Annotated in this window: 9 protein-coding genes; 4 read left to right on the top strand and 5 right to left on the bottom strand. The window is 45.2% G+C overall.

What is annotated here, in order from left to right:
• The first annotated feature begins 383 nt into the window (after positions 1-383).
• The 3 genes from secA to JMY01_RS11285 all read left to right on the top strand — a co-directional run bounded on the left by secA (position 384) and on the right by JMY01_RS11285 (position 5,077).
• On the top strand, positions 384-3,209 hold the full coding sequence (secA, locus tag JMY01_RS11295) for a preprotein translocase subunit SecA (protein ID WP_201575840.1): 2,826 nt from the start codon (positions 384-386) through the stop codon (positions 3,207-3,209).
• 218 nt (positions 3,210-3,427) lie between these two features.
• Complete coding sequence (locus JMY01_RS11290; protein WP_201575838.1) at positions 3,428-4,504, top strand: RNA-guided endonuclease TnpB family protein; 1,077 nt, start codon at positions 3,428-3,430, stop codon at positions 4,502-4,504.
• Positions 4,505-4,798: 294 nt separating this feature from the next.
• Entirely contained in the window at positions 4,799-5,077 is a 279-nt protein-coding gene (locus JMY01_RS11285) for a hypothetical protein (RefSeq protein WP_201575837.1), read from the top strand.
• Positions 5,078-5,198: 121 nt separating this feature from the next.
• On the opposite strand, the gene JMY01_RS11280 is transcribed toward JMY01_RS11285, so the two are convergent.
• The 5 genes from JMY01_RS11280 to JMY01_RS11260 form a co-directional block, all read right to left on the bottom strand.
• A complete protein-coding gene (locus tag JMY01_RS11280) occupies positions 5,199-5,837 on the bottom strand; it encodes a YsnF/AvaK domain-containing protein (RefSeq protein WP_227677881.1) in 639 nt (212 codons plus the stop codon).
• A 338-nt stretch (positions 5,838-6,175) separates the two neighbouring features.
• Entirely contained in the window at positions 6,176-7,024 is an 849-nt protein-coding gene (locus JMY01_RS11275) for a DUF2382 domain-containing protein (protein ID WP_201575836.1), read from the bottom strand.
• Positions 7,025-7,547: 523 nt separating this feature from the next.
• A complete protein-coding gene (locus tag JMY01_RS11270; protein ID WP_201575835.1) occupies positions 7,548-8,729 on the bottom strand; it encodes a thiolase family protein in 1,182 nt (393 codons plus the stop codon).
• A 160-nt stretch (positions 8,730-8,889) separates the two neighbouring features.
• On the bottom strand, positions 8,890-10,242 hold the full coding sequence (locus JMY01_RS11265; RefSeq protein ID WP_201575834.1) for a homoserine dehydrogenase: 1,353 nt from the start codon (positions 10,240-10,242) through the stop codon (positions 8,890-8,892).
• Positions 10,243-10,384: 142 nt separating this feature from the next.
• Positions 10,385-11,230: a DsbC family protein gene (locus tag JMY01_RS11260; RefSeq protein ID WP_201575833.1), complete on the bottom strand. Its 846-nt coding sequence runs from the start codon at positions 11,228-11,230 to the stop codon at positions 10,385-10,387.
• 360 nt (positions 11,231-11,590) lie between these two features.
• Between JMY01_RS11260 and JMY01_RS11255 the strand changes: the two genes are divergently transcribed.
• On the top strand, positions 11,591-12,520 hold the full coding sequence (locus JMY01_RS11255) for a DUF808 domain-containing protein (RefSeq protein WP_201575831.1): 930 nt from the start codon (positions 11,591-11,593) through the stop codon (positions 12,518-12,520).
• The last annotated feature ends 34 nt before the right edge of the window (positions 12,521-12,554 follow it).

Here is a 12,554-nt window from a genome sequence, read left to right as displayed (position 1 = left end):
TAAACACCATTTTAACATGAGCTGCCGCGTTTCGACGTTGGCGAATAGTTGGGCATTTATCTGGTTGGTTATCTATTCATAGCTGATTCACTTAAAAACGATACAGTGCTGCTGGAATGCTATTTTTTGAAGTACAGTTGCGCAGCCTCTGTCGGCGTAGGCACAGCACGCAAGTAAAATTTATACCAGTAGCACGTGGCTACTAATAATGTATCGGTTTTATTTAGTAATGACTATATTTATCCGTCCACTTATCTGCTCAATGCCCTTGTATCCATCAGCGCCATAACCATATATAATAACGGCACACTTTATTGGGTGATAAGATGACGGCAGGCTAATGTGCGCGCTCATTATCGAATATTTCCATAGGTTAAAAAATTATGTTATCAAAGATTGTAGGCAGTGTTGTTGGCACCAGAAATGACCGTGAACTTAAGCGTATGCGTCGCGTGGTCAGCAAAATCAATGCCCAAGAGGCTGGCGTGCAAGCCCTGTCTGACGAACAACTGCAACAAAAAACCGAAGAGTTTAAAGCGCGTTTTCAAAAAGGCGAGAGCTTAGAAGCCCTGCTACCAGAAGCCTTTGCCGTTTGTCGTGAGGCGTCATTACGCATCACGGGCATGCGCCACTATGATGTGCAGCTGATCGGTGGTATCACCTTGCACGAAGGCAAAATCGCCGAGATGAAAACCGGTGAAGGTAAAACCTTGATGGCGACGCTGGCCATTTATCTCAATGCCATTAGTAGTAAAGGCGTGCACGTGGTCACGGTCAACGATTACTTGGCCGCCCGTGATGCGGATTTGAACCGTCCGCTGTTTAATTTTTTGGGATTGACGGTTGGGGTTATCTATTCGCAGCAGCCACCGCAAGAGAAGGTTGACGCTTATCAAGCCGATATCACTTACGGTACCAACAACGAGTACGGCTTTGATTATCTGCGCGATAACATGGTGTTTAGTCTCGCGGAAAAAAAGCAGCGCCCGCTGAACTTTTGTATCATTGATGAGATTGACTCCATCTTGATTGATGAAGCGCGTACGCCACTGATTATCTCAGGGCAAGCCGAAGACTCATCGCGGATGTATGCGCTGATCAATACCATCATTCCAGTATTGGTACGCTCAAAAGATGAAGAAGCCAATAAAAATAACGAAGACGAAGACTTTTGGATCGATGAAAAAAACCGTCAAATCGAGATCAGCGAAAAAGGCTACGAAAAGATTGAGCGCTTCTTAATAGAAGTCGGCGAGCTGGGTGAAAACGAGAGTCTGTATAGCCCAAGTCGTTTGCCACTCTTGGCACACGTACAAGCCGCTATTCGTGCCCATCATATCTTTGTCAAAAACGTCCATTATATCGTTGATGATGGCGAAGTGGTCATCGTCGATGAAAACACAGGTCGTACCATGCCTGGTCGCCGCTGGTCAGAAGGTCTGCATCAAGCGGTAGAAGCCAAAGAAGGCGTGGAGATTCAAGCTGAAAACCAGACGCTTGCGACCACCACTTTTCAGAACTTCTTCCGTCTGTATGACAAGCTATCTGGGATGACTGGTACTGCGGATACCGAAGCAGCAGAATTTAAGTCGACCTATGATTTAGAAGTGGTGGTTATCCCGACGCACAAGCCCATTGCGCGTATCGATATGGATGATCAGATCTTTTTAACCAAATTGGGTAAGTACAAAGGCATCATCCGCGAGATCAAAACGATTCAAGAAAAGGGCGCGCCCGTACTGGTCGGTACAGCGACGATTGAAGCCAGCGAAGAGCTGTCTTATTTGCTCGATCAAGAAGGCATCAAACATAACGTCCTAAACGCCAAACAACACGAGCGTGAAGCCGAAATCATCGCGCAGGCAGGTAGCCCTAAAGCGGTGACCATCGCCACCAACATGGCAGGCCGTGGTACCGATATTATCTTGGGTGGTAACTGGCAGTCGTTTATCGAAGATATCGACAATGTCAGCCCTGAAGAGATGCAGCGCTTGCGAGAGCAATGGCTGGTCAAGCACAATCAAGTGGTTGATGCAGGCGGTCTGCATATCATTGGCTCTGAGCGTCACGAGTCACGCCGTATTGATAATCAGCTGCGTGGTCGTGCTGGTCGTCAGGGTGATCCTGGTATGTCGCGTTTCTTCTTGTCATTAGAAGATGATCTGATGCGTATCTTCGCAGGCGATCGCGTGGTCAATATGATGCGCGCCATGGGTCTCAAAGAAGACGAAGCCATCGAACACAAAATGGTTTCTAAGTCGATTGAAAACGCGCAAGGTAAAGTTGAAAGCCGCGACTTTGATGCGCGTAAAAACCTACTAAAGTATGATGACGTGGCCAACGAGCAGCGTAAAGTCATCTATAGTCAGCGTGATGACCTGCTCGCTGAGACGGATCTGCTAGAAGCCATCGAAACCATGCATCATGAAGTCTATAACGCCATGATCAATCAGTTCATCCCGCCAGGCTCTATTGATGATCAATGGAATATCGATGGGCTAGAGGATGAGCTAGAAGAAGAGTTTAAGCTGTACATGCCGATTAATGATTGGCTCGATGAAGACCGTCGCCTTGATGAAGAAGGTCTGCGTGCGAAGATTATCGATACCGCGCTTGCGCATTATCACAGTCGCCGTGAGCAGATGGGTGAGGAAAATGCCGCCCAGCTTGAGCGTCACTTTATGCTCCAAAGCCTTGATAAGCACTGGAAGGAGCACCTAACGCAGATGGATCAACTGCGTAAAGGGATTCATCTACGTGGCTATGCACAAAAGAACCCTGAGCAGGAATATAAGCGTGAATCATTTGAGCTGTTCCAGATGATGCTGGGTGCGATTAAGTCAGAGACTGTACAAGATTTATCACGCGTTCATATTCCAACCAAAGAAGAGTTAGAAGCGCTAGAGGCGCAGCAGCGTGCAGATGCTGAGCGTATGCAGATGCAGTTTGAGCACAGCGAAGTGGCCAATCTAGCTGGCGAAACCCCGCCAACGCCGCGCCCGCAAAATCAAGGCGCACGGGCAAGTGGCCAGATGCGAGTGAACCTTAGTGGCGGTGTCGCAGCAGGTGCTGGTATGGCTGCAAGTGCTGCTGATGCCAATGCAGCTGACGCTGAGCCAAACCCATATGCAGGGATGAATATCAGCCGTAACGCTCCTTGCCCCTGTGGTTCGGGTCTCAAATACAAGCAATGTCACGGCAAAATTTAATGGTTAGTGTTTAGCAGTGAATATTTAACAGTTATAGGTATATTATGACTGATCTTAAATACCCATAATGGTGCACCGTTATGGGTATTTTTATATCGATTTATCAACCAGCGCCGTAAAACCACATCATTCTAGGGCGTGGATACCAGGCGTCAACCGTTGTCGCCCAATATTGCGAATGCCTTGATAACCGCACTCATTGAGATCATAATTATTCCATGAAAACGCTCAAACTACGCATCAAAGACAAACACGCGAGTCAGCTCAATATCTTAGCTGGGTCGGTCAACTTTGTCTGGAATTACGTCAATGAGCTTAGTTTCAAACATCTTAAGCGCACGGGCAAATTCTTTTCGGCTTATGACTTGGCCGCTTACACCAAAGGTGCGGGTGAATACCTAAATCTGCACAGTCAAACCTTACAAGCAGTGACGGAAACCCATGCCAAGGCTCGAGCACAGTTTAAAAAAGCCAAACTCAACTGGCGCACCAACAATCCAAGAGCCAAGAGAAGAAGCTTGGGCTGGATTCCTTTTAAAAAGACCGCCATTAAGCACTTAGCAACCCGTCAATCAGGCAAGAAAAGCCTTAAATCCACCATTCAGCTAAGCCTCGCTAAGGGTAAAAAGCTGATCATTGATTTGTGGGATAGCTATAACCTCTCCTTCTATAGCATCAACACTTGCGAATTGGTACAAGATAATCGTGGCCACTGGTATGCCTGTATCACCGTTAAAGAATTTCCAAAAACAGTTTGTGGCACGGGCCAAGTCGGTATTGATTTAGGCTGTAAAGATGCCGCAGTCAGTAGTGAGGGTGATCAGCTACAAACCAAAGTCACCCATCAATACGCAGAAAAACTGGCCATCGCTCAACGAGCCAAGAATAAAAAACGGGTCAAGGCCATTCATGCCAAGATTAAAAACACCCGCCAAGATTTGATCCATAAATTCACATCAAAGCTTGTCAAAGCCAACAGTTTAATCGTTGTTGGTAAAATAAAATCAACATCATTCACTAAGGGCAAACTGGCCAAATCCGTCTATGACGCTGGTTGGTTTGACATTAAGCGGCAACTGGATTACAAATGCAAGCATGCAGGTTGTCACTATATCGAAGTGAATGAAGCGTACACCACCCAAACCTGCTCGTGTTGCGGCTCCCGCCAAGACAGTCCGAAAGGTAGAGAAGGTCTTGGTATAAGAGAATGGTTTTGCAGTTCTTGTCAAACTGCCCATAACAGAGATGTTAATGGAGCAAAAAACATTCTCGCGGTCGGGCTTGACCGTCTTTAGTAGGAATCCCCGTTCCTTTAGGTCGGGGAGGAAGTCAATTGAGTGGATTGAGTGCTTTCTAGCCCATTTAAAATTTACGGTTCAGATTGAGGGCGCGCCCTAATCAATATTCACAAATTCAACCGATAGGTTTAGCCAAGCAGTTCGCTATTGGGCAAGCACAGCGCTAAGAAGTGATTACTTACAAATTCAGCATAGGCGTGCAGATATGGACACGTTATAGTGTTTAACATATCTAGCTAGGAGATGACGATGAGTCTAGGGCAATTAAAACAATTACGATCTTATATATTTATGACGGGTTTATTGGCTGCTGCTATCAGTATCAGTGCCTGTCAGAAGCAAGAGCCAGAGTCGGACCTAACTGACAGTGTCAATGCTGAAGAGTCAGTACCAATGTCCGCTGAGCCTGCAGAGCCTAGCGACATAGTGATTTTGGATGATAATGATGACATTACGATGGAACCAGAAGGTGAGATAGGCGCAGAAGATGAGTTAACAGATGCGACCTCAATGGATGTAGAGAGTGACGCAGTGGTGGATGCTGATACCGAGACTGATGCAGCACAGTAATTTGGTTATCGTTGGGCGTGGCGGCTACTGAAGCCCTAAGTATAGAGAACAAAAGCAACGCGGCGGCGTTGCTTTTTTTGTGCATCAAATTGTTGTAAAAAGTTGACGTCTTTAAAGAGGTTTATTTTTTATGAACGCGCGCGGCCTCATGTTCCAAAAAGCCTTCTTCTTTGACATCTAGCTCTTCATGCTTGAGCTCAACTTGGATACTATCAGTATGTGTATGGGTAGTTTTACTGACCTCGACTTCCTGAACCACGTGAGTATCTTTGGTAATGGTGGCGACTTGCCGTGATAGCACAATCTCGACAGGCTCATCACCAATCTCAACCTGTTTGCCATTGATGGTGACGACAGCTTTGCTATCTAGGGACGGCTCAACGTGGCGCAGTATGTCTTTATCATCGTACTGACCTGAGAGCAAATCTTGGCTTTCGGCATCATGATAGTCTGTACGAATAGTGAGATATTCTTCTACCAGCTCAATAGGCACTTCAATCGTTTTGCTGCGTGTATGTTTAGTGACTGTGACTTTTCCAACATCTAAGCGTTCTTTATTGACGACTGGACGCTCTTCTAATAGCTCTAGATGGTGAGTGCTTGCTTGTTCATTGATCGGAATGTCGGCACTGGCTTTTAGCATAGCGTTATCAGCTGTGTCCTTTAAGTTATCGGGTGCGGGCAGTTTATTCTCAGCCGCATGATCTTCTATTTTTGCATTGGTGTTAGTTGCGCTATCGTTATTATAGTCGGTGCTCATGATCATAATCCTTATGGTTGTGAGAGTGTTCTTTTATATGGCAGCTTTCAGAGTTTCGAAGTAGGGTGATTGACCTACTTTATTCTTATCATAATCTTTATATTGGTATCATGGTAGCTTGATTATATATGCCGCTTTAATCCTTTAAATCTTCTTAAAACCATGCTTTTTATAGTGTTAAAAAGTGAAACATAATAAGCATAAAAAAAGGTCAGAGACTGACTCTGACCTTAATTGACTGAGTCTAGATACTCAGCTAAAAAGCATTAACACCATTCTTATAACTATATTAATAAGGATAATGCTAAAGCATCATATATCAAAAGCTATATAAGAAATTACATACCACGAACGCGGCGTACGTCTTCAGCAGTGATGTCGTCACGGTCTATGATATTGCCTTCACGGTCGACAACATGGCCTTCATCATTGACGTCTAGCTCTTCACGCTGGATAGTCTCAACGATAGTCTCTGTGTGGCGTTCGGTGGTTTTACCGACATTCACTTCTTCTGTAACGTATGTTTCTTTACCAACGCGAGCACGTTCAGCTTCTAACTCAACCTCGATAGATTCGTTGCCAGTCACATCACCGATACGACGATCCGTTGGGCGATCTACATTGGTACGTTCGATATGAGCATGCTCTTCTTCCAGTTCTACATCGACATTACGGTCTTCTGTAACCACATGCTTGCCTACTTTTACCAGACCTGCAACGATGCGGTCTTTATTTACCGTCAGGCGCTCTTCTAGGAGCTCTAGGGTATTTGGTGCATCATAGGCAGTATCTGCAATATCCATACGCTCTTCTGTCGGTACGGTGTCAGCGACAAAGGCTTGACGATCTTTTTCGTACTGGTCTTTATAACTGTACTGATAGTCATGGTCATACTTTTCCATAGCTTCTACTTGTGATTTGGTTAGGCTATCAAAGAATACGTCATCACCAACGATACGAGCAAGACCTGCTGGCACGAGGACTTCTTTTGAGCTAAACCATCCACCAGCATCAACAATCAAATAACGAATGCGGCCAGTCGTATCTTCTACTAGAGCACCTTCAATTTTACCGATTTTTTCTTCATTGACGCCATAAGCAGTTTTGCCTGTTGGGTCAAAGTAATCATCACCAATAAGGTCTTGATGCGTTGCTTGGATATCTTTTAAACGAATTAGTTGGCTCATTGTTGTCATCCTTTTCTATTATTAAGTCATTTTTATGAAAATAAAGCGCTAATATCAGCACTCATTATTGAGTCTTATTAAAAATAAATTTGCTGTATGTAGCAGCAAGTGTTTTTATACTCGTTGTCTTTGTTTGCTGCTCCAACAACATTTGATTATCGTAACACTAAGATTTTTAATGAAATATAGGAGTGAAGTAGCCGTGTGTGCAACTGACGTAATTGCGTGTAATGGGCTGTAAGTGCCACAACATTGTAAGGGTAAAAATTAACGCTGCTTTACATTGAGATGAGATTGCGACTTAATTTTATACCAAACCCAAAAAGTACGATTAATTTTGTCAAACTTGCTAAGCCTACTAGGAGTAGTACTTGCACAAGTTTGCCGCGTTACTCTAATTTTTGGAAGTGGTATTAGTTCAGTGAAAAGTTATCAGGCACAAAAAAACCGCACTGTACGCTGACAATGCGGTCATCGAGTTTTAAGGCAATTTACAAAACCAGCTTTTGTAAAGCAAGCTTATTTAGGCAAGTTCAATAGCGACAGCAACAGATTCACCGCCACCGATACACAAGGCTGCAACGCCTTTTTTGCCACCAGTACGTTTCAGTGAGTTGATAAGCGTCACAAGGATACGTGCACCTGAAGAACCGACAGGATGACCTAAGGCACAAGCACCGCCTTCGATATTTACTTTAGCAGGATCGATTTTTAGCTCGTCCATGGCTGCCATAGTAACCATGGCAAAGGCTTCGTTGATTTCCCATAGATCAACATCTTCAACCGACCAACCTGCTTTAGGCAATAACTCATTGATAGAGCCAATATTTGCAATGGTAAACTCACTTGGATGACGTGAGTGCGAGGCAGAAGCGATGATACGTGCCTGATAATCAAGCCCTTCAGACTCAGCCTGCGACTCTTTCATCAGTACGACAGCTGCTGCACCGTCTGAGATAGAGCTGGAGTTGGCAGCGGTGATAGTACCGTCTTTGGAAAAGGCTGGGCGCAGCGTAGGAATACGCTCAATATTGGCAAGACCTGGCTCTTCGTCAGTATCGACTGTTTGCTCGCCTTTACGGGTCTTATAAGTGACCGGCTCAATCTCGTTTTTGAAATGACCGTCTTTGATAGCGGTTAACGCGCGGTTGACAGACTCAATAGCAAACTCGTCCATCTGCTCGCGCGTGTAGCCTTTTTCATCAGCCATCTCTTGCGCGAATTGACCCATTAGGCGGCCAGTTTCGGCATCCTCAAGACCGTCTAAGAACATATGATCTTTGACTTCTTTATGACCCATACGATAGCCACTACGTGCGCTTGGCATGATATAAGGGGCATTGGTCATTGATTCTAGACCACCTGCGACAGCGATGTTGATGCTACCTGCTTTGATCGCATCATGGGCTTGCATCACAGCTTTTAGACCAGAGCCGCACAGCTTATTGATGGTAACGGCACCTGTCGCATCAGGTAGACCTGCTTTTCGCATTGCTTGGCGGGCAGGACCCTGACCAAGACCAGCTGACAGGATACAACCCATAATGACTTCATCAACGCTCTCTGCGCTGACGCCTGCACGCTCTACCGCCGCTTTGATAGCAGTAGCGCCTAGATCGGTAGCGCTAACGTCTTTTAGTGCGCCTTGAAAGGCACCCATTGGAGTACGGGCACCATTAACAATTACAATTGCATCATTAGACATTATTTTTTCCTTGTTGGCATGTGTTAAAAAGCTCAGCACTCAATTGGTTCGGCGAACCTCTTATAATGCCAAGTATCATTGGAGAAACAGTATCGTTGGACAGTAATTATAATGCGTATATACGAAGCATAATTCAAGTGCGCTGATTCAAATGCTTTGATTAATCAAGCTCATCTAAACGAATACGCACCACTTTATCCGTGACGGCATCAAGCTTTTCGATTTTTTCGATGGCAAGATTCATCTGATTTTCAACCACAGGTAGGGTTAAGATAATCACGGGTACTTGGCCAAGTTTGTGCGCAGGTTTTTGTAAAATAGCATCAATATTGATACCAGCATCACTTAATATACGAGTAATATCAGCGAGTACCCCTGGATTGTCATAAGCGTGGACACGTAAGTAGTAGCCTGTTGTCATTTGCTCTGCACGCAGGATAGGCGTGTCAGACAGCTGCTCTGGCATAAAGGCCAGATGCGGTACATGATGACTGCCTTGGCTTTGATCATCATTAGCCTTAGCATCGCCATTGTTGCCTAAAATGCGTACCAAATCCATGACATCCGCCATCACGGCTGATGCCGTTGCACCAGCGCCAGCACCATCACCGCAGTACAGTGTCTGCCCGAGTGGGTGTGAGTTGACCAACACGGCATTTTTTACGCCATTGACATTGGCAAGCAAAGCATCTTGCGGGATCAATGTTGGATGAACGCGGAGCTCAATACCAGCACTGCCTGAGTCTGCACTGTCACGGCGCACAGCAAAGCCTAGATGCTTGATACGGTAGCCTAGCTCTTCGGCGTAATTGACGTCTTGTAAGGTGATGCCAGTGATGCCTTCACAATAGACTTTGTCAAACTGTAGCGGAATACCGAAGGCGATAGAGGCCAAAATAGCCAGCTTGTGTGCCGCATCGATACCTTCTACATCAAAAGTAGGATCTGCTTCAGCATAGCCAAGCGCTTGCGCCTCTGCCAGTACGTCTTCGAAGGTCCGACCTTTATCACGCATCTCACTCATAATAAAGTTGCCTGTACCATTGATGATACCAGCCAACCAGTCGATTTTATTGGCCGCGAGTGCTTCACGCATGACTTTGATAATCGGAATACCACCAGCGACTGCTGCCTCGTAGGCCACATGCACGTTGTGCGCTTCCGCTAAGGCAAATATCTCATTGCCATGCTCAGCAAGTAAGGCTTTGTTGGCAGTGACCACATGCTTGCCGTTTTTGATGGCGTGGATGATGAGGTCTTTGGCAAAAGTCGTACCGCCGATGACTTCGACGACGATATCGACATTGTCACTGCTTGCAATGGCCATCAAATCATCGTTTTGGACAATACTAGTATCAATATCGTCACGCTGTCTGCGTGTACCAACTTCGGTGATAATGATATCGCGTCCGCTGCGACGTTTGAGTTCGTCTAAGTTGTCATTGATTAGGTTGATCACGCCAGTACCGACAGTACCTAGGCCAAGTATCGCTAGTTTGATGGATTTACTCACAGTATCCTCAGGAGGTCAAATAGGTGAAAAAAAGTAAATAACGCTTTATCGTATCATACTGATAAGCGCTAAGGGCGTCTACACAATGTACGGTCGCGTATAGTGCTTTTTTATAAACAATTAAGTTTATCTGTTACTAATATCAGTTGATGCCTACCGCTTGCGCCAACTGCGCTGCTGGTAGATAGCCGCCGACTTGTTCGCCAGACTCAGTAAAGATAGCAGGCGTACCGCGCACACCCAGACTGGCACCTAAAGCCATATGCTCGGCGACCGGATTGTCACAGGTAGGTGCTTGTACGTTGGCACCCATCTTGGCTTGATCCATCGCAGCGATGCGATCTTCACTACACCAGATCGCTTCCATCTTAGGAATCGATTGCTGATTACGCGGCCAAGCCAAATAGCGCACTTCGATGCCACGGGCATTGATGTCTTCTATTTCTTCATGGAGCTTGGTGCAGTAAGGGCAGTCGGCGTCGGTAAACGAATAAATGACTGACTTGGTTGCGCCTGTCGCGGGATAAATGATCATCTCACTTTTATCGACATTTTTTAGTGTTTCTTGAGCAGTACGGGCGACTAACGGACTACTGATATCAACAGGCACTTCGCCGCCGACACTGATGATCTGACCTTGAATAATATGTTTGCCTGACTTGTCAGTAAAGAAAGACGGCAGACCTTCAGCGCTCACCCAGTAGATGCCTTCCATATCTGTTGGCACTGCTGAGGTGATGGTTTCCTCAATGCCAGAGGCCTGCAAGTTCTCTTGTAAAGACTTGACGACTGCTGGGTCACTGTCTGCTGTAGCAGTATTTGTAGTACTACTTGTCTGCACGTTTTTTACCGTACTGCTATCGCTGGCCGCATCATTCGAGCAGCCTGCTATGCCTAGCACGAGCAAAGCACTTATGATGGAATGAGAGAGTTTATTGCGAATAAGCGCAGTGCTAGAGTTTTTGACAGTAGAAGATAAAAAAGACATATGATGTTTCCTGTAGGCAGGCACGCCTAAACATGGTTTTGGTATAAACTGAGATCAGAAAGTTGTAGGTTTATAACGTATTTACTGCTAAAAAAAAGCATAATAAAGTAGCGTTAAAATATTTTATAGCATTTAAAAGGCTCTATACTAACATATTTAGATAAATGACCGTCAAAAGGCTAGTACCTTAAATTGCTAACGCGTTAAACAACAAAAAATAAAAACAAGATACATTCTTACTATGTCATACATGGCGTTGGCTAAGTAGGCTACAATAAATATTAGCAGATATTTTACTTATTCATGGCATCATTCATGCTGTGAAAATCATATAACAAAAACTTACTCTAAGGAACGCGCATGGCAGGTGGTAGTTTATTAATGTTACTCGACGATATCAGTGTCATTTTAGATGATGTGTCAGCCATGACTAAGGTGGCGGCCAAAAAGACAACTGGGGTATTGGCTGATGACTTGGCACTGAATGCTGAGCAGGTGTCTGGGGTCAAAGCAAATCGAGAATTGCCAGTGGTATGGGCGGTAGCAAAAGGCTCTTTTGTTAACAAACTTATCATAGTGCCAGCAGCATTGCTTATTAGTGCTGTCTACCCACCTCTAGTTACCTTTTTATTAATGTGCGGCGGCTTATACTTAGCTTATGAAGGGGCAGAGAAGGTCATTCATAGGTTTTGGCCCCACCTATTACCCCATGACGAGCAGCAGACTGCCCGTCTGCAAGCCAATGCGCAAAACGTCGACTTGGTAGCCCTTGAGAAGCAAAAAATCAAAGGCGCTGTCAGGACGGATTTTATTTTGTCGGCTGAGATTATCGTGATTGCGCTCGGCTCAGCAGTAGCATCAGGTGCTACTTTTATGCAAAAAAGCTTGGTGTTGTCTGTCATCGCTGTCGCTATAACCGTTGGTATTTATGGTTTGGTTGCTGGCATTGTAAAAATAGATGATGCAGGTTTGCATCTGATGGACAAAGAAAGTGACTTTCAACAAAAAATAGGTAAGGTTTTATTTACTGCTGCTCCTAAGCTCATGAAGTTCTTATCTATTGCTGGTACGCTCGCCATGTTTTTGGTCGGTGGTGGTATTTTGGTTCATGGTATCGGATTTTTACAAGATGGCGTAGAGGATATAGCGGATCTGACAGGGATCTTTGAAAGCGTGACCACTACACTGCTGAATGGTGTTATCGGCTTCATCATTGGCGCTGCCGTTGTCGCTATTTTTACTATTATAGGCAAGATACGCGGTAATAATGGTAAGTCGTCTGCACACTGATGCTCTCGATTTACTATAGGTTAGCGCAGGCTGT

This window comes from Psychrobacter sp. H8-1, from assembly GCF_904846575.1.
Taxonomy (GTDB): Bacteria; Pseudomonadota; Gammaproteobacteria; order Pseudomonadales; family Moraxellaceae; genus Psychrobacter; species Psychrobacter fulvigenes.
Note: the sequence above shows the minus strand (reverse complement) of the source record. Positions and strands in the feature narration are given on the sequence as shown.